Here is a 19258-nt window from a genome sequence, read left to right as displayed (position 1 = left end):
CTTCCCGAGAGACACTGTCGCCGGCTAGGCTGTGCTGCTGACGGACGACGGTCAGGTGGGAGTCGAGCGTCACATTCAGGAGCATTACGACATGTCTCGCTACCGCTTCGACTGGCACGCCAATTCGGTGGAGGTCGACCTCTCGACCCAGGTGCTCGAAATCGAGGTGGCCGAGCATGAGTCCTTCCACACTGCGCGAGGGAGGACGGACCTCGAGCAGGTTCCGGTCAGTCCCTCCGATCCGTCCCTGGGCACCATCTCCGTGGTGCCGTCGCACCTCGGGCCTCGGCTGTACGCGAAGCTCTCGGATATTCCGGACCGAGGGTCGTGGGCGCCGGCACAGGCGTTCGCGGTCAAGGCGAGGGCCTTCGATGAAGGACTCCTGGCCACGGTGGAGTCCCTTGTGGGGAGAGGGACGCAGTCCCTGGCTGGTGGAGATGGTCGGGTCCAGGGCTTGAAGCGCTACCTACTGTCTCCCTCGGACTCGGAGGCTGAGCGTCTCGTGAAGGCTCTCCAGGGAGAGAGGCAACCTCCCGAGGGGAAGTCTCTCATCGACGACGTCATCCAGCGGATTCGCGACGAGCGGCTCGATACGACCCCGGGGCCACATGCCGCGGTGTCCGACTATCAGCTCCACGCGCTGGCGACCCTGTTGGTCCCCGAGCGGCCCCCTGAGGCCGGGCGGCTCGTCGTGGGCCCACAGTACCGCGCGGTCCTGGAATCGCAGTTCCGGGGGCTCTCCGTCCAGGAGCGCGAGAGTCGACTCAGGAAGGTCGAGAGCCTTCCGGTTCAGGGGCAGATGCCGCTGCCACTGCGTGTGGCGCCGCGGCTCTCCATCGAACCGCTGGCGGAGCACTATCGGCGGTGTGCGGAGACCTACCGGTTCCTTCGGCAGGTCCTCGAGGAGTCTCTTGGAGAGGACGCCCTGGCCTCGGTGCAACGCGCCCTGCCCGAGGGACAGAAGGACGAATCGTTGTGGGATGAGCTGGTCTGGATGGAGCAGCTCTTCCGGGGCGCCCATGTCATCGCCAGGGACGAGCTTGGCGTGGAAGCCACTCACGAGGTGGACCTGCCTGTGGTCTCGCTCACGCGACAGTGGCTCCAGACGTGGATGTTGGATTCGGATATCCAGGCAGACACCCGCCGTGTGGTGCCCCTCGAGTTCGACAAGTCACGAGGACTGACCAGGGCCATTGCGGTGATGGGATTCCTCAATGCCACCGTGGAAGCCCGCTTCCGTCAGGTCCCCCAGATCCGAGTCTTCAAGCGAGGGAGCGACCTGCTCGCGGATGTGGAGCCGACGATTCTCTCCGCCCAGTACAACACCCTCAGCCCCGTTGCCGAGGAGGTTTACGTCCGCGCGGTTCCCGCCCCGTTCGCGTTTCGCGAACTATGCGATACGCACTGCTCGCGGGAGGCCATTCTTCGGGTCCTGCAGGCTTGAGAGCGAGGCAATGGTGGCTGAGATGACCTCAGGCAGTATCGTGGATTGGACTGGCGCGCGTGCGACCAGAGGCGAGAGTCACGCTGTGCTCTTGGACGCGATCTTTGATGCAGCAGAATGGATCGTTGGAGTCAGTCATGCCCATGAGTGACTGTTCATCTCACGGGTTGGTAGAAGCTGCTCCATTCTGTCTGCATATCGCGAGCAGCTTGAAGGAGAGCACTCGATGTGAGGTTGGCTTCGTTTTTGACGACCTAGGCGATGGTTATGTGTTATGCGCAGCGTGTCTGGTGGTGGCGCATGAGCATGTCAGGGAGCATAGAGCCGAGACCATTAATGTCTACCCGGTGGAAATGACGTTCGGGTGCATCGAACATCTTTGGGAGTGGGGGAGAAAGGTGAACAAGGTGAACTTGCACGCACTGCTCCGTTCCACCAGGAAGAGAACAGGGCAGCGGCCAGAACGCTGAAGCCTCTTTCGTACTGGCTGGTAGTGAAGGGAAGGTTCGGTACAAGAGGACTTCATTGGGACGTAAGATAATTGTGGAGCCCGAAGCCCAGGATGAAACTCTCGCGCGGTGGCGTGGCGGAGACGTCGTCGTCTGGATGTACCATGCAAGTTGCCGACGCATGGCACTCAGGCTGTCAGTGCCTGATTTGATGGAAGACCTCTACGTGGTCGCTGCGGGCTGTCAGTTCATCCAAGGGCCCTTGTCCTGGCGCGCCTCCGATTTGAGGATCCAGGTTGGCGATGTCAGCGATGAAAGTGGGCTGACAGCGGCGACGGTGGTACTCGACCCTTCCGTGGGGTTTCGTCTGGAGTGTAGAGATGTCGCGCTCGCGACGGGCTCAATCGGAGACCATGACGAGAGTTTCTACGGCTTCCTCGGGGACCAGGATGAGTCATCGTGAGAGAGGATGAAGGTTCCTCATGGTTCTGGGACATCATCCGGCGCGCAAATGGTCAGGCGAGCGCGTTGCGAGAGATCCTCTGGGAGATGGATGAATCGGATATCGCTCGATTCCATGAAGAATTCGTCAGAACTTCCTCTGTGCTCCGCGGAGAGCCGTTCGACCAGATGTTGGGACAGGAGGTCTCAGAGGATGGCTTGATGGATATCGCGTACTGGGTGGTTGCCCAGGGGCGGGATTTCTATACGAGTGTCATCGAGCAGCCTGAGACGATTCCCCGAGGTGTCGAACTCGGTGACCCAGCGGTCATGCATCATGTGACCGTTGAGGTCTTCGACGAGAAGTTTGGCAAGGAGTTGGACTTCTTCTGATGTTGCCTCCGGCGCTTTGCTTTGAGGGGATGCAAGCCCTGGTGCCCTCCGGTTGTAAGTCCGCCTCTGAATGCGGACTGGGGAGATATAGGGGATTAGTGATGGGGATTCAGTTCGAGTTTGCAGTTGATGCCCATGATGAGGCTCGTCTGTGTGCGTTCTTGCGGGAACGTTGGGATGCGCTGTGTGTAGGTCGGCTGTTCGAGAGCGCCGTGTTGAGGGCCCTGCCTATTGGAGAGTGTGTGGATACTGAGCAGATTGTGTTTCCACGTGAATTGCTAGGGCTGGTTTGCTCGAGGGTGATTCCTGTGGCGGTGCGACATGGGGAGTTTCATGTTTCTCCGAAAAGTGGAGCGTGTCTCGAGTGGACACGGTGCGCAAAAGAGGAGAGCGGGATCATTCCTGGCCGGTTCTATTTGGATACGCAGCCTGAAGGTGGGGACTCGAAGCTGCTGCGATCGATGATGCGAGGGATTAGGGAGTTCGTGAGGAAAGGGAGTCCATTGGTGGGGGGAGGGAGACACTCAATATTTGTTGGGGAAAGTTTGGCGGCGCGAGTGCGGAGTGGCGAGGCTCAAGTCGTCTATCCGAATGGCTCTTTGATTCCATTGGAGATGGCGAAGAAATAGAAGTTGTTTGCCCTTGGAGACACTAACAAAGCCGCCGAAGAGCCCAGCCCGTCCGAGGACGTAGCTTCTGGAGAATCGGTTTTGTTAGGAGTTCTTAATGGGGCGCTGGTTCGATGCCCATCGAGGGCAGGGGTGTGGAGCCCAGGACCTTGGGGCGAACGGCGAGCAGCCTGAGGCCATTCGCCACGACGAGCAGGGTGCTGCCTTCGTGCAGCACCACGGCGGAACTGATGCTCGTCAGTCCGAAGATGGATGCGACGATGAGCACCGCGCTGATGCCCAGCGAGATGACCAAGTTCTGCTTCATCACCGAGGTCGCCTGACGGGCGAGGCTCAGTGCGAAGGGCAGGCGGGACAGGTCGTCGCTCATCAGCACCACGTCCGCTGTTTCCAGCGCTGCGTCCGAGCCTGCTCCTCCCATCGCCACGCCCACCGATGCTGCGGCGAGTGCGGGCGCGTCGTTGACGCCGTCGCCCACCATCGCCACGGAGCCTGTGCGCCCGAGTTCACGGACCGCTGTCACCTTGTCAGCTGGCATCAGCGGCGCCCGCGCCTCGTCGAGCCCCACTTGCTCCGCGATGGACTTCGCCACCGTCGCGTTGTCTCCCGACAGCATCACCGTGCGGCTGATGCCCTGCTGCTTGAGGGTGGAGATGACGTGCCGCGCTCCGGCTCGCACTGTGTCTGCCACCCCGAGCACTCCCATGTAGCGTTCTGCCTTGCGCACGACCATCGTCGTCTGGCCTGCCTCCTCCAGCCGGTCCACCAGCGTCTGGATTTCGGCCGGCACGGCGTCTCCCGCGAAGAGCGCGAGGCTGCCCACGTCCACCCAAGCCGTGCCAATCCGCGCTCGCAAGCCCTTGCCGTGGATGGCCTCCATGTCACTTCCGGCCGGTGGCTTGATGTCTCGTGAAGCCGCCGCTTCCACCACGGCGTGCGCCAGGGGATGCGCTGAGAGGGCCTCCACCGCTGCCGCCGTGCCGAGCAACTCCTCCTCCGTCACTCCGGACACCGGCGCCGTGCTCAGCAACTTCGGCTTGCCCATCGTCAGCGTGCCCGTCTTGTCGAAGGCGATGGCGTTCACCTTGCCGAGCAGCTCCAGGTAGATGCCTCCCTTGATGAGCACACCGCCTCGCGCCGCTGCCGCCACCGCGGACAGCACCGCCGACGGTGTCGAGATGGCCAACGCACACGGCGATGCGGCGACCAGCAAGGACACCGCGCGGAGGATGGCTTCCTTCAGCGGCGTGCCCAACAACACCAGCACCACCGGGAACACCACCGCGCCAATCATCACCAGCGGCGCGACGGTGCGCTCCAGTCGCTGTGCGAAGCGCTGGTTCGGCCCCTTCTGCGCCTCGGCCTCCGCCACCATGTCCACCACTCTTGCGAGCACCGACTCCGACGACAGCCGGGTGACCTCTACTTCCAGCAAGGCCTCGCAGTTCACCGTCCCCGAGAACACCTCGTCCCCTGGCACCTTGGCGACCGGCATCGACTCGCCTGTGATGGCGGCCTGCTCCAGTGAGCTCTTCCCTTCCCGAATGATGCCGTCCAGCGGCACGCGGTCTCCCGGGCGCACCACGACGCGGTCCCCTCGCTGCACCTGCGCCACGGGGACCTCGACCAGCTCCGCGCCTCGGCGCACTCGCGCCACTTCGGGACGCAGGGCTCCGAGTGACTCGATGGAGCGTCGCGCCCGGTCCATCGCTCTGTGCTCCAGTGCGTGGCCCGCACTGAAGAGGAAGAGGAGGAATGCTCCCTCGAACCAGGAGCCCAGCACCGCTGCTCCCAGCGCCGCCACCACCATCATCGTCTCGATGTCGATGCGCAGCTGGAGCAACGACTTCACCGAGCCCCGGATGGCGAAGAACCCGCCACTCAGGATGGACAGTGCCCACAGCACCGTCGGCACCATCTCGGGCACAGGGGCGAAGCGCCCGAGCAACCAGCCCGCGACCAGCAGCACTCCCGAGGCCACCACCAGCGGCATCTCCAGGAGTGGCGCGAGTCCGCCTCCGTGCGCGTGGTGCGAGCACGCGTGCCCGTGGCTCGGGACCTCCAGCGTGTATCCCAGTGACTTCGCGCGGGACTCGATGTCCCTCAGCGAGACCTCTTCGCTGTCGTACTCGACGACGAGCCGCTCGCTCGCGTACGCCACGTTTGCGGACAGCACGCCCTTCACCTTCGTGAGTCCGTGCTCGATGGCCGAAGCCGAGTCCGCCGAACTCATCCCTCGCACGAACCAGGTGTGGTCCTTGTACCGCTTCGCCACCTGCGCGCTCGTGCGCTGCGCTGTCGCGAGCAGCGCCGCCGAGTTCACCAACTTCGGGTTGTAGTGGAGACAGACCTCCGCGTAGCCCTGGTCGCGACGGATGTGCACGTCGAGGACGCCGTGGTGGGCTTCCAGTGCCTCTTCCAGCTTCTGGAAGCGACCGTGGTCGTTCGTCTCTCCTGGCAGCGCTCCCTCCAGGTCGAGTTGGAGCGCGACGCCGCCACCCTCCGCCGCGCGATAGCCCGGAGGGCGGATCTTCTTCGGCTTCGGGTGGTGGTGATGATGATGCCCGTCACCGTGGTCGTGGCCGCACGCGGCTCCGTCCGCGTGTGCGTGGCCATCGCCATGCGCGTGGCTGCTTCCGCCGTGAGCGTGGTCGTGGTCGCAGGCGGGGCCGTGCTGATGCTTGTCCCCGTGAGAATGCGCAGGACCGTCGACGTGCCGGCTGCCTGCCCCATGCTGGTGGCCATGGTCATGCGTGCACCCCGGGCCATGTTCATGGGCGGGAGCGTGTGCACTCCCGTGGTCATGCGTACACCCGGGGCCGTGGACGTGCTTCCCGGGGTCCTTCGTCCCCACGAGCTTCAGTGACTTGAACACGGGCTTCGCGGCGGGCTTGCCCACCGCGAGGGACGGTGCGTCGCCATGTCCGGCGTCGTGCTCGCAGCCCGGACCGTGGACGTGCTCGCCTGGCTCACCGCTCTTCTTCTGCTCGGACATGGCGTGTTCTTCCTGAACCGTGAATCCTGAAACCTGAAGCTCGAAACCCTAGTGACGATGGCCACCGTGCTTGCGTCGGGGAGCAGGCTCGGGCGCTCGCACCGGCTCGGGCGCCGCCTCCTCGTGGTGCTCCTCGTCCCCGTGCTCCTCCAGAATCGGCTGTGTGAAGCGCTGCCCCGCGACCTCCAGGGTGAACGCCTTGCACTCCGCCGGTACCTCGAACTCGAGCACCGCCGGCAGCCTTCCCTCGTACGACTTCAGCGTGCGGCCCTGCTCGTCGTACACCGTGCCGCCCGCGGCCACTGTCATCGTCTCGTCCACCAGCACCGCCACCAGCTCCGCCATCTCCTCCATGCGGTCCGCGATGCGGTGACACCACAGGTGGCCCACGCCTGGGTATGTCTCGTGGGAGATCTCCTCCATCTGCTCCTCGTCCACCTGGTCGCCCACCCCGACGAAGACGAAGCTCATCCTCGGCAGGCGACCCGCGGCGATCTCCTTCGCCACCTGCGTCGCATACGCCCGCACGTCGGCTCCGTCCGACAGCTGCGAGTCCGTGATGATGACCGCCAGCCCCCGCCGCGCGCCCTGCGGCACCTGCTGCTTCATGTGCGCCACGAAGTCGCGCAACACCGGCAGCATCACCGTCGCCTTGCCGTAGAAGCGAGGCCCCGGGAAGCGGAAGTCCTTCGCCTGCACCGCCGACAGCAGCCCCACCTCCTCCAACTGGCTGCCGTCCCCCGTGGCCCAGTACGCCACGCGCACCTGGCCGTCCCGGTCCTTGCTCGCCAGGTACTCGAGCATCCACCGCATCTGCGGCTCGACCAGGTTCTTCACCGGCGCCAGCTTCGCCAGCACGCCCCGAGGGCCGTACTCGTCCTCCATGCTCGCCGAGCCATCCATGTAGAGGGCCACGTCCAACCCCTCCACCGTGGGGTCATGCAGCAGCGTGGCCACCACCTTGTTCCCCATCCGATGCACGTCCGAGAACGGACGCACCACCACCTCGTGCCCGGCCATTAGTGGTCGTCCTCGTCCTCGTGGTGGTCCTCGTCCGGCAAGGGCTGCGTGAAGCGCTGGCCGTTCACCTCCAGCGTGAAGCTCTCGGCGCCCTCCGGCACCTCGAACTCCAGCACCGCTGGCAGCCGGCCCTCGTACGTCTTCAGCACCTGGCCCTTGTCGTCGTACACCGTGCCGCCCGCCGCCACCGTCATGTTCTCGTCCACCAGCACCGCGACCAGCTCCGCGACCTGGCCAATCTCCTCGGCGATGCGGTGGCACCACAGGTGCCCCACGCCCGGGTACTCCAGATGGGCAATCTTCTCGAGCTGCTCCTCGTCCACGCCGTCCCCCACGCCCACCAGCACGAAGTTCATCCGAGGCAGCCGCCCGGCGACGATGTCCTTCGCCACCTGCGCGGAGAAGCGCTCCACGTCCTCGGCGTCATGCAGCTTGCCGTCCGTGACGATGACCGCGCAGCCTCGCCGCGCCCCGTGCTGCACCTGCTCGCGCAGGTAGCGCACATAGTCCTTCAACGCCGGCGTCATGAAGGTGTGCCCACCCGGCTTCTTCGCGCCCGGGAACTTGTACTGCTGGACGTCCACGCCCTTGAGCTCGCCCACCACCTCCACGTCCTTGCCCGACGACCCCGCCGCCCAATAGGCCACGCGGAGCAGGCCGTTGCGGTCCTTCGTGGCCAGGTACTCCAGCATCCACCGCACCTGCGGCTCCACCTGGTTGGCCGGGTCCTTCAGCGGCGCGCCCTGCAGCCACTCCAGGAAGGAGCGCTTGGGCCGCTCATACTTGTATTCGCCCTCCATGCTGCCGGACGCGTCCATGTAGATGGCGACGTCCAGACCCTCCACCGTCGGGTCATGCAGCAACACCGCGCGGACCTTCCCCTCTTCGACGTGGAGATCCGAAAACGGCTCGACCGGCTTCTCGTGACCCATCGTTCCCCCTGCTGGATGCGCTGAACGCTATCACCTTCCAAAGGTCCGGAAGGTCCAGCACAAGCGGGGGCCTCAGTCCTCGAAATCGGTCATCCAGTCGGGCTTCTTCGTCGGCGCGGAGGGCTCGCCCGGCTCGCGCAAACCTTGCGCGGCGGAGGGCGCCGGAGAAGCTCCGAAGTCCTCCATCCAGGCAGGCGTCCCGGACCTCGCGGGTGGCGGCGCCGCCACGGGCCGCGTCAGCCGAGGCTTCGCCGCCTGGGGCTTCTGCGCCGCATGCGCGGACAGGAAGTCCCGCATCCACTCATCCGGACGCGCGGGCGTCGCCGGGGCCCGAGGGGGGAGGGGACGTGCGGGCGCCACCGGCGCCACCGGCACCGGCGCGGAGACTGGGGGCAGCCGGTCCCCCGCGCTGACCTGTGAGCGCAGCACGCGCTCCGTCTTCGTGGGCCAGCCAGGGAGCACCGCCAGCGCCTGACGCGCCAGCTCCAGGAACTCGGGCGCGCCCGCCTCGGGAGGAATCCGAACCTTCTCCGCGCGCAGCCACTCGGCCATGCGCGTGAGCACCCCTGGGTGCTGACGGCGCAGCACCGCCACGTCACCCTTCACCTCGTACCCGCGCAGCTCCAGCTCCGCGATGGCCATGGCCCGACTCGGCACCGGCAGCTCCAGCTTCGCCAACGCCGCGGGCCCGCCGTTCGCCGCCGCGTCCTCCTGCAACTGCGTGAGCACGTCATGGAGGATGCGCGCCACCATGGGCCCGTTGGAGGCGTTGCCCACCTGCAGCTCCGGCGGCACCACGGGCCACGCGAGCACCGCCCCGCCTCCCTCCTCGAGGTCCTCCGGCCGGTCCCCCGGCAACAGCGCGTGATAGCCACGCGGCGCGGCGGAACTCTCCGGCGTCTGCACGTACTCGAAGGCGTACGGCGCCTGCCGCGTCAGTCCCGCGAGCACATCCCCACGCGTCACCGTGAGCTGCCCCGGCACGCGCTTGGGCGACGTGTTCGGCCAGGGACCGGACAGGTGGCCGTAGAGGTATACCGGGTCGTTGAACCCCTCCGCGTCGGCGGGGTGCTCGATGAGCTCCACCTCGAAGAAGTACACCGTCGACGCCGCGATGCTGTGGGGCGTGCGGCCGGTGGCGACCTCGTGGTGCGCCAACTGCGCGAGCGCCGAGGCGGGCAGCCGGCTCCGCTCGCTCGCGGGGATGAAGTGCACCGCCCCCAGCGCGTCGAGCCCGATCACCCACTCCGACCGCGCCATGTGGTGGAAGTCGAGCAGGAACGTGTCCACCACGTGGACCACCGAGGCCGCGTCCGACAGGACGGGCACCGGCGGCGTGGCGGCATGGGGGACGAAGTAGCGGGGCAGTATCACGAGGGTGGCGTGAGGCTCGCGCAAACCCCACGAGCCACGCAAGCGCCTCCCTGGCTCAGCGCCAGAAGGCCGTGTGCACGTCGCGAGCCTCCGGCAGGTGGATGGGCCCCTCTACCTGCGTGGGGCTGCTGCCGCGCTCGAACACCTCGCGGCACGACATGGCCAGCCCGCCCCGCGCCGTGCCCACCAACTGCGCGAACGCCGCCGACGACAGCGAGAACACCACCCGCCGCACGCCGCCCCAGAAGATGGCGCCCGCGCACATCGCGCACGGCTCCGTGCTCGCGTACATCGTGCAGCCCGCGAGCACCTCCGGCGTGAAGCGCTTCGTCGCGTCCCGCATGAGGTTCGACTCCGCGTGGCCCGTGCAGTCGCGCTGACTCATCACGGTGTTCTCACCCTCGAGCAACACCTGTCCCTGCGAATCCACCAGCACCGCGCCGAACGGCTGGTCACCCCGGCTGCTCGCGCGACGCGCGGCTTCGATGGACTGCTGTAGGAATCGAATCTCGTCCGGACGCATGGGGCCAGGCCTCCTGTTCGGGGCCGGCAACCTAACGACGCGTCTGACAGGGCGCCACGGTTCCTCGGGGATGGCGGGATGTCCGCCGCTCGACCCGAGAGGCTGCCGGAGCCTGGGCTTCCAACGCGCCCAGGCCCCGAGTCACGACTACTGGTCGTCGCAGGGCGTGCCCAGGCGGATGCCCTCGTACACACCCAGGTCGTTGTAGATGAGCGGCAGGTTCTCCTCGACGGGCACCTGGCGCAGATCCATCGACTTCTTCTTGTTCTCGATCCACACCGACGCCTTCGCCTTGTCGAGCACCAGGCGGAGGTCGCCCTTCTTGGTGGAGAAGATCTCACCCTCGGAGTCGGAGATGACGTTGGTCATCTTCTGCGGCTTCAGGCCGCCGCGAGGTCCGATGAAGACGCGGTAGTTCTTCTGCTCCGGCGACTTGATGCCCTTGTCGACGAAGTAGTAGTTGCCCTTGGTGTCGCGCAAGAGCGCGTACGGGGCGAACTCCTGCGGGTTGGGGGCGTAGGCGGCCTTGCGCAGCAGGTCCGCGCCCTGGGCCGTCTCCACCACGGTGAGCGGGACGTTCTTCTCACCGCACCGCATGGTGCACTTCTTCTCCTTGCGGTCGAACTCCACCTCCGACACCACGCGCCAGTCCTGGCCGCGGAAGTTCGGGTTGGCGGACTTGTTGAAGAAGCGCGGGTCCACGAAGCTGGTGCCCGAGGTCCAGGGCATGGACGGCACTTGCACGAACTGCTTGCCGTCGCCGTAGAAGAGCTGGTCTCCGCCGCGCTCCTCCTCGGGCGTGACGACGATGTAGTGGCCCTTGCCGTCGGTGCAGACGGCGGTGGACTCCATGACCATCTTCTGGCCCAGGTTCTCCTCCTTGCCCCAGGGGGGCTGGATGCTCTCGGAGGCCAGGGACGCGCTACAGGCGAAGGACACCGCCACGGCGGCGATACGCTGGAAGTTCATCTCAAATCTCATGGACTAAAGGTTCGTCTTGAAGAACTTCGTGGCGAATTCCTGCTGATTGGACGCGTCGCGCGAGGTGGTCCAGATGAGCTTGTCGCCCTCCACCTTCGGCTCCAGGGCGGTGCCGAAGCGGCAGCTGACCTGCTTGAGCTTCTCCTTGACGGTCTGCTTCGCGACGTTGGAGACGGTGCACAGCTGCTTGAGCGAGGCGAGCGGCGCCTCACAGTAGTTGCTGATGCTCAGCTCCTTGAGCTGCTCGTCGTTGATGGACGTCCAGTCGATGGCGGCGGCCAGCGACGTGCCGCACGCGGTGTTCGCCTCCTGCACGGAGACGACGTAGTCCTTCTCCTGCTTGGCGATTTCACCCTTGCGGTCGAACGCCATCAGCTTGGCGAGGGTGCCGTCCTTCTGCTGCTTCTGGTGCTGCTTGTAGACGTCCTCGGAGTCGAGCGCCTTGGTGCGCTTCTCGTCGAAGGTGACGCGAATCTCCTTGCCGCGGCCCGGGACGTAGAGCTCGTACTTGGAGTTGCGCATGTACAGCACCGTGTAGCCACGGCCGCGCCACTGGGTCTTGTAGCTGTGCTGCTCGCTGCTCATGGAGCTGCTGTCGTTCAGCTCGAAGGGCAGCACCTTGCCGTCAATCTCGGAGCCGGTGCCCTGCACGCGCAGCAGGTACTTCTTGGCGGAGCGGGGGGCGAGGGGAACGACGGCGACCTCCTCGCCCTCGGGGCCGGCGAACACCTTGCCGTCCTCCACGGGGGACGCCGCGAGGCTGGCGGTGGACCCCAGCACGAGCGTGGTGACGAATACCGCGACCAGGTTTCTCAAGAAATTCACCTCAGGAATCAAGGTGCCGTCTCCTGGACGGCGCCGTGTGTGTCAGAGCTCGATGTCGTGCTGCATGCAGAACTTACGGACCCGGGCCTGTTCCGCCCGGGAGACCTTCGGCCACTGGGCCTTGGCGTTGCTGAGGTCTCCTTGACGGCAGAAGGCCCGGGTGAGCAGCGAGTAGGACGCCAGTGGGATGACCTTGGGTTCCCGCCGCTGGCTGCTTCGCGCCAGACGGATGGCCTCCGCGGTGTCTCCCCCGTTTAAAGCACGCTCCGCGTCCGCCAAAAGCTGCCGCAGCTCGGCGGACAGCTTTTCGGGAGTCTCGGGCCGGTTGGAAGGACGTGTGGAGGGGGGCGGATTCTTGTTCGCCACCCCCGTCGGGTCGTCCGGAGGCGGGTCCACGGGCGTGGGGGTGGTGCCGGTCGTCCCGGTGGGCGTGTCAGTGCCCTGGGCTACGGTGCCGGTGTTGGCTGGAGGCATCGGGGTGGTGCCCTGCGTGCCCGTGTTCGCGGGCGGCGCCGTGGTGCCCTGCGCGCCTGTATTCGCGGTGGGAAGGGCCCCCTGCGTTCCCGTGGCGACGGGCGGCGTGGGCTGCGGGCCGGTGCCCTCCTTGGGGCGGGTCACCCACCAGCCGCCCGCGATGACGACGACGAGCGCCGCCACGGCGATGGCCGCCAGGGGCGCGCGGCTCTTGGGGGGCGGGCTCGCGGTGCTCGGGGCCACCGCGGGGACCATGGGCACGGGGGCGACCAGGCTCTGACCCGCGACGGGCGGCGGGAGCGACGGGGCCTGCTGGGAGATGAGCGTGGGGTCCAGGCCGGGCGGGTCCATCAGCGGAACCTGGGGCCCGGCGGCCTGCGCCTGGGCGACGCCCATCTGACCGGTGCCACCGGCCGCGAAGCCGGCTGCGGGCGCGGAGGCCTGGGCGACGCCCATCTGCCCGGTGCCACCGCTGGCGAAGTTCGCGGCGGGCGAGGACGCCTGCGCAACGCCCATCTGCCCGGTGCCGCCGGACGCGAAGCCGCGCACGGGCTGCACCGCGCCCTGGTTCCCCGAGGAGCCCGGGGCCAGGGTGTCATCGAAGGCGAGGCGGCCGGTGTCGGGGCCCTTCTGGAGGCTGCCCGGCGGCAGGGTGTTGGACAGCGACGGCGGCCCCGCCGAGGGGAGCGCGACGCCGGAGGGCGCGCCCGAGGGACGGGGCAGCGCGGCGTGCGAGCCGGTGGCGGAGGAGAGCGTGTGCAGCGGGCTGCCGGTGAGCGCCTCCACGAAGGACGCGACGTCCTGGAAGCGGTCACCGGCGCGCTTGGCCAGGGCCTTGTCCACCGCGGCGATGGCGTGGGGCGGGGCCTCCGGGCACAGCGGGGCGAGCGGCGGGGGCGGCTCGTAGACGACGCGGAAGATCATCTGCGCGATGCCCCCCGCGCCGAAGGCGGGCGTGCCCGTCATCATCTCGTAGACGATGGCGCCGAGCGCGAAGATGTCCGTGCGCGCGTCGATCTCGCTGTTGCGACCCTGGGCCTGCTCCGGCGACATGTACTGCGGCGTGCCGATGAGCATCGCCTCCTGCGTCTGCACGGTGCCGGAGTCGAGGACCTTGGAGATGCCGAAGTCGAGCAGCTTGAGCCGCTCGCCCACCACGCCGCCCGAGTCGGTGGGGACCAGGAAGACGTTGGCGGGCTTCAGGTCGCGGTGGACGATGCCCGCGCCGTGCGCGGCCTGGAGCGCGGAGCCCATCTGCCGCGTGAAGGAGTAGACGTCCGACAACGGCAGCCGCCCTCGCTCCAGCCGGGACTGGAGGCTCTCGCCGCGCAGGAACTCCAACACCAGGAACGGGGTGTCGTCATCGAAGGTGTCGTAGTCGAGCACCTCGACGATGTTGGGGTGGCCCAGCCGGGACGCGATTTCGGCCTCGCGGCGGAAGCGCGCGAAGATTTCCGGCGTCAGGTGGTCTCCGCCGCGCAGCACCTTCACCGCGACCTGCTTGCCGGGCAGTCGCAGGTGTTGGGCCAGGTACACGGAGCCCATGCCGCCGCGTCCGAGGACGGAGATGACCTTGTAGGTGTTGCGCAGGACCGTATCGATGGACAGGTCACCGTCGGACGGTCGGCTCATGAGGTTGTGGCTCGCACGGGATTCAATGGGGTGTTCCTCCCCATTCCATCCTCCCACCCCACCGCGAGGCAACCCTCCCGAGGCGTGATTCCGGACGGAGGGCCTCTCGGCCCATGAGAACCCCTGGTGGCTTTCCGCCAGCCTGCTAAGGAGGCAGCCTGTATGACGAAAGTCGCGCCCCCGCAGTTGCTCGAGGTCCGGGTCCGCCGCATCCACCGCCGTGACCTCAACCGGACCTGGGAGTTCCTGAAGCTCGTCTTCCGCGACGTCAATCGCGAGACGGTCGAGTACCAGCGTCCCCGCTCCAAGCGCCGCTTCATGGAGGTCTACACCTCCGAGTGGATCGAACAGCTGCTCTACGAGGTGGACGGGGAAATCGTCGGCTACTCCGAGTGCGCCTTCGAGGCCACCGGCGACGACAACTGGGTGAACCCGCGCTGGTTCGAGAAGCGCGGAATGCGACCCCTCTTCGTGGAGGAGCTCGCGGTGCACCCGGATTACCAGGGCCGCGGCGTGGGCAGCTTCATGTTGGATCAACTCCAGCACCTGGCGCGTACGCGAGGCTGCACGCACCTGGTGCTGGAGGTGGCGGAGAACAACGAGTCCGCGCTCGCGTGGTACCGGGCCCGCTCGTTCTACAAGCTGGATGCCGCCATCTTCCTCGCGCAGAAGGTGCCAGGGGAGCCGGACCTCTTGCCTCCTCGCCGACTCAAGCGGCGCGTGAAGACGGCGGAGGGCGAGGAGCCGACCTCTCCCACGACCGGTCCCGCGCCCGCCGCCACGACGTCGCGCGGTGGGGCCGCGAAGAAGGGCCGCGCCGCCGCGAAGAAGGGCTGAGCCCCGCTGGATGACAGGTCCGTGGGACCCGGGGGCCATGGGCCCGGGCCCAGGTGGACCGCATGCTCGCGGGCCGTGTCTCCCCTTCGCGGGAGCGGACCTCGGGGCGTGCTCGGATGAAGACGCGATGGCGCGGTGGGTGGCTGCTCATCGCCTGGCTGCTCTCGGCCCCCGCGTGGGCGCAGGACGCGCACTACTGGACGCGGCAGTTCGGCAACCGCGCGTGGCTGCTCGGCGGCGCGCTGCTGGGAGACCCCGCGGACATCAGCGCCGTCTACTACAACCCCGGCGCGCTGGTGCTCGTCGGCTCCCTGGAGCTGGAGCTGACGGGGAACGTCTTCGAGTACTCGCGCCTGGCGCTGGTCAACGGCCTGGGGCTCGGCCGGGATTTGACGACGTCGCGCTTCGACGCGCTGCCCGCCTTCATCGCGGGGCCCCTCCCCTTCAAGTGGCTGGGGCGCGCGCGCATGGGCTACGCGCTGCTCTCGCGGCAGGGCTTCGAGACGCTGCTCACGCGCCGTGATGACTTCTCCGGCGCGGACCTCCTGGGCGTCCAGGGCCTGGAGCAGCTCTCCTCCGACGTGCGGTTGGAGCACGGCGTGAAGGAGCTGTGGGCCGGCGTGAGCTGGGCCTATCCCTTGAGCAAGACGTTGGGCGTGGGAATCACGCCGTTCCTCGCCGCGCGTCAGCAGCACGCGAACTTCCTGGCCATCTCCCAGGGCAGCGGCGCGGACGGCAGCTCCGTGCTCGCCACGGTGAGCCGCGACTATCGCGTCCAGCACCTGCGCCTGCTCGCCAAGGTGGGCGTGAGCTACCAGCGCGAGCGCTGGGCCCTGGGGCTGACGGTGACGACACCGGGACTGGGCCTGTTGGGCAAGGGCGAGGTGGGGCTGGAGCGCGCGCTGAGCCAGCAAGGCTTCTCCTTCCAGGGCCCGGAGCGCATCTCCAACTTCCAGTCGAGCGTCCGCGCGCGCTTCCAGAGCCCGTTGTCGGTGGGCTTCGGCGGCAACGTCGTGCTCGGCGGCACCACGGTGCACGCGGCGATGGAGGTGTTCACGCGCGTGCCGATATTCCGCCTCCTCGACAGCGACCCCATCCCCGTGTCGGGGCCGGAGCGCGTGCTCGGCAGCGACGTCTTCTATGGCTCCGAGCCGCTGGTGAACGCGGCGCTGGGGGCCGAGCACCGCGTGGGGGACCGGCTGCGCGTCTTCCTCAGCGTCCACACCGACTTCAGCGCCGCCATCAACCTGCCCAACACCAGCACCTTGCTGGCGACCAGCGACCTGTACCACGTGGCCACCGGCCTGCATTTCCCCGTGCGCACCTCGCGCGTCACCGTGGGCACCGACCTGGCGTGGGGCCGTCAGTCCACGCAGCGCTTCTCGGATTTGCTTTCGCAGACGGGCCTGCCCCCGCCGAGCGAGACGCAGCGCGTGCACGTCTTCCACGCCACCCTCATCGTGGGCATCACGCTGGGCCTCGGGCGCAACACCGATGAGACCTCCACGCGCCCCGACTCGGACCTCGAGGTTCCTTGAGCGCGCGCGGCGGTCAGAAGCTCAGCGTGCCGAGCAGCTCGAAGGTGTTGCGCAGCACGTGCACGGGCTCGCTCACGGTGCCCGCGAGCGAGACGGGGGCGGTGAGGTCCCGGATGCCCAGGTCGTGGCGGGACAGCACGTAGCCCGCGCGCACGCCGCCGTCGAGGCCTCGCAGCCCGGGGAAGAAGCCTCGCACCAGGATGATGTCCAGGCCCGCGCCCAGGTGGAACGTGTTGGGCCACAGGTTGCGGAAGAAGCCGGGCAGGCGGACCCAGTAGGAGTTGGGGTTCGTCATCCGCTCGCCGTTGATGGCGCCGTCCTCCAGCCGGTACCACGTCAACCCGTAGCCCAGCTTGACGTACGGCTGGAAGCCGCCGGGCAGGATGTTGTAGCGGATGCTGCCCGCGTACTCCCACATGTTCAGCTTGGAGCGCAGCGAGAAGAGCGTCTGCCGGTCCGCCAGCGGCACGTCGAGCCCCAGGGTGCTGCGCGAGTGCAACAGCGTGTTCTCCGACGTGAAGCGGTCTCCCAGATAGAAGCTCACCTTCAGCGTGGCGGACACGGCCGTGTCCACCACCGGCTTGATGAAGTCGGACGACGCGCCCTCGATGCTCGGGTCCAGGGCGAGCAGCTGCGGGGCCCACTCGGCGAACTGGCGGTCATTGAGGAGCAGGCCCGCGAAGTCCTTGTCGAGCAGGCCCACGCTGACGCCGGCCTCCACGCTCGCGCGCCGCCGGGGCAGCTTCGCCTGGGGCGTGTAGACGGGCTCGTGCTTCTCCACCAGCGCGCGCACGGGCAGCCCCAGCACGCGGTAGATGAAGTCGAACGGCGGCAGGCTGATGAGCACGGCCACCGGCCCGTTGAGGAAGCCCAGGTTGTTGGAGAAGTTGTCCTGCACGTCGAGCGGGAAGAACCAGGGCAGCTCTCCCGGCGCGTAGCCGATGAAGCCCGCGTTGGGCGCGGGCCGGTTCCAGCCCTCGCTGAAGGCCGGGCCGGTGATGGACAGGTTGCCCATGTCCGAGTGCGAGATGATTCCCGCCAGCGGGGACTTCGCCGACGGGTAGCCCCAGCGCAGCGGCAGGATGAGCCAGGACCACTCGCGGCGCACGGAGGGGTCCTCGATGGCCAGGTCGTAGACGCGCTCCCAGTCCGGCACCAGGTCGATGCGCTCGGGCATGTCGTAGCGCACCACGCCCTCGGGGAGCGGCCGCTTCGGGTCGGCCAGGTACTCCTGGTGGTCGAAGCGCTTGGGCACCGCCTCCGTGGAGCCCGCGGGCCCCACGCCCTTGAACACGCCGGGCACGGGGTAGGTGGCGTGTGACTCGCGCGCATGCGGACCGGGCGAGGAGAGCAGCTGCTCCAGGCCCTTCGAGTCCGCGCCGATGTAGCCGATGGGGTGCGTGTTGATGCGCGTCTCCTCCTCGTCCGCCCAGACGTAGCTGCGCACCCGCGCCAGCAGCTTCTTCTCGCCGGGACGGTCCTCGCCGCGCAAATCCATCAGCTCCTGCCAGCGCTCGCGGGGCAGGTAGGCGTTGGGTCGGGCGAAGTCGAAGACCATCGCGTTGTGGTGGAAGAAGTATTCGGTGCGCTTGAGCACCAGCGGGTCCGCGCCGTCGGCCGGCCAGCCTCCCGAGAGGATGCGCTGCATCTCCTCCTCGCTGAGCACGCGCTCCACGGCGGACAGCGGCGTGATGACGGCGCTCACGTGCTCCCAGTCGCCCTCGTGGTTGTTGCCGCCCGCGTTGAACGGATAGAAGAACCAATACTGGATGAACAGCTCGTAGCCGAGCAGGCCGCGCTCCGCGTCGCGGACCTCCGCGAGGAACGGGTGGGCGTAGACCTTCTCCGTGCCCAGGTAGCGGCGCGCCATCTGTCCCGGCTGCGGGCTCGCGTAGGCCTCGTGCCACGTGTCCGGGTCATACCCGGGGAAGTCCAGGTACATGACGGTGAAGGGCGCCTGCTCGGCGGCCACCGCGTCCTGGCGGAGTCGGGGGATGGTGGGGTGGTCCGGGTGGAACTCCTTCAGGAGCGCGATGAGTCGGCAGTCGTCTCGCGCGTCGCGGCCGGAGGCCTCCGTCCTCAAGGTGCTCTCGGGGGCGCCGTCCTCGGGGCACGGGTGGCCGAGCGTGGAGAAGTTGATGGAGTCGCTGCGCATCAGCACCGAGCCGGGCTTGGCGAGGTCCCACGTGTCCAGGCTCAGCAAGAGGCCGCCGGGCATGTCCCGGAACACCTTGTGGTCCATGGGGAAGGTGTACGTGTTCTTCACCAGGATGGGCGCGAAGCGCACCGCCAGCGCCTGGAGCACCCGGAAGCGCTCGTCATCGATGCCGTCGCGCGGCGCCTCGTCGCGATAGCCCGGGGCCGCCGGGTCGCCGTAGAGCGCGAGTGAATGACTGGCGTTCGTCTGGCGGACGATGCGTGGGTAGGAGAGCGGGACGAAGCGGAAGTACTCCTCGCGCGTCGGCGGACCGGAGGCGCTCGCGCCCGAGGGACTCGTGATGAGCCCCACGAGCAACAGCACTCGCGCGGCGTGGACCGCGATACCTCGGCGCATGGTGTCCCCCCGGGACTGGCGGCTCCCGACTCACGAGGGGCGCGCGCGAACGGCGGGGAGACTAGGAGCGACGCTCCTGGCCCATCGCGGGGCGGGCGAGGGGAGCGTCGGACAGCGCACGGATGCGTGGTCGGCGGTGGACACCCGCGTGCCGGCGCAGCCGGTGGTCAACAGTCCCGTCGGGCACCGGGCGCGAGGACCCGGTGCCTCGGTGGGA

General features: G+C 67.7%; 13 protein-coding genes. 4 read left to right on the top strand and 9 right to left on the bottom strand.

Translation table 11 applies throughout. The features are described from left to right. Positions 1-91 precede the first annotated feature (91 nt). Positions 92-1444 (top strand): hypothetical protein, encoded by a 1353-nt coding sequence (locus tag LXT21_RS34425; RefSeq protein ID WP_254042468.1) that lies wholly within the window; start codon positions 92-94, stop codon positions 1442-1444. Positions 1445-2352: 908 nt separating this feature from the next. Then, positions 2353-2727 (top strand): DUF4240 domain-containing protein, encoded by a 375-nt coding sequence (locus LXT21_RS34420; protein WP_254042467.1) that lies wholly within the window; start codon positions 2353-2355, stop codon positions 2725-2727. Positions 2728-3450: 723 nt separating this feature from the next. Here LXT21_RS34420 and LXT21_RS34415 read toward each other — a convergent pair. From LXT21_RS34415 to LXT21_RS34380, 8 genes are all read right to left on the bottom strand, one after another. Continuing rightward, positions 3451-6351 carry a heavy metal translocating P-type ATPase gene (locus LXT21_RS34415; RefSeq protein WP_254042466.1) on the bottom strand — a complete coding sequence of 967 codons (2901 nt, stop codon included), beginning with the start codon at positions 6349-6351 and terminating at the stop codon, positions 3451-3453. A 48-nt stretch (positions 6352-6399) separates the two neighbouring features. Then, entirely contained in the window at positions 6400-7371 is a 972-nt protein-coding gene (locus LXT21_RS34410; protein ID WP_254042465.1) for a vWA domain-containing protein, read from the bottom strand. Further along, positions 7371-8303 (bottom strand): vWA domain-containing protein, encoded by a 933-nt coding sequence (locus LXT21_RS34405; RefSeq protein WP_254042464.1) that lies wholly within the window; start codon positions 8301-8303, stop codon positions 7371-7373. Before LXT21_RS34405 ends, LXT21_RS34410 begins: the two co-directional genes overlap by 1 nt. 72 nt (positions 8304-8375) lie before the next feature. After that, entirely contained in the window at positions 8376-9677 is a 1302-nt protein-coding gene (locus LXT21_RS34400; protein ID WP_254042463.1) for a hypothetical protein, read from the bottom strand. Positions 9678-9732: 55 nt separating this feature from the next. Next, positions 9733-10200, bottom strand: a complete 468-nt coding sequence (locus tag LXT21_RS34395) for a nucleoside deaminase (RefSeq protein ID WP_254042462.1) — start codon at positions 10198-10200, stop codon at positions 9733-9735. Between the two features lie 147 nt (positions 10201-10347). After that, positions 10348-11169, bottom strand: a complete 822-nt coding sequence (locus tag LXT21_RS34390) for a hypothetical protein (protein WP_254042461.1) — start codon at positions 11167-11169, stop codon at positions 10348-10350. A 15-nt stretch (positions 11170-11184) separates the two neighbouring features. Next, positions 11185-12006, bottom strand: a complete 822-nt coding sequence (locus tag LXT21_RS34385; protein WP_254042460.1) for a hypothetical protein — start codon at positions 12004-12006, stop codon at positions 11185-11187. A 42-nt stretch (positions 12007-12048) separates the two neighbouring features. Then, a complete protein-coding gene (locus tag LXT21_RS34380; RefSeq protein ID WP_254042459.1) occupies positions 12049-14112 on the bottom strand; it encodes a serine/threonine-protein kinase in 2064 nt (687 codons plus the stop codon). Between the two features lie 162 nt (positions 14113-14274). Here LXT21_RS34380 and LXT21_RS34375 point away from each other — a divergent pair, with 162 nt between their 5' ends. Together LXT21_RS34375 and LXT21_RS34370 are read left to right on the top strand one after the other, a co-directional pair. Next, complete coding sequence (locus tag LXT21_RS34375) at positions 14275-14949, top strand: GNAT family N-acetyltransferase (protein WP_254042458.1); 675 nt, start codon at positions 14275-14277, stop codon at positions 14947-14949. A 116-nt stretch (positions 14950-15065) separates the two neighbouring features. Next, the gene (locus LXT21_RS34370; RefSeq protein WP_254042457.1) at positions 15066-16487 is read left to right on the top strand and encodes a hypothetical protein; all 1422 of its coding nucleotides are present in this window, start codon (positions 15066-15068) and stop codon (positions 16485-16487) included. A gap of 13 nt (positions 16488-16500) precedes the next feature. On the opposite strand, the gene LXT21_RS34365 is transcribed toward LXT21_RS34370, so the two are convergent. Continuing rightward, a complete protein-coding gene (locus LXT21_RS34365; RefSeq protein ID WP_254042456.1) occupies positions 16501-19041 on the bottom strand; it encodes a hypothetical protein in 2541 nt (846 codons plus the stop codon). Positions 19042-19258: the final 217 nt, after the last annotated feature.

Source organism: Myxococcus guangdongensis (genome assembly GCF_024198255.1).
GTDB lineage: Bacteria > Myxococcota > Myxococcia > Myxococcales > Myxococcaceae > Myxococcus > Myxococcus guangdongensis.
The sequence above is the reverse complement of the archived record's forward strand: the minus strand, read 5'-3'. Positions and strand labels throughout refer to the sequence as shown.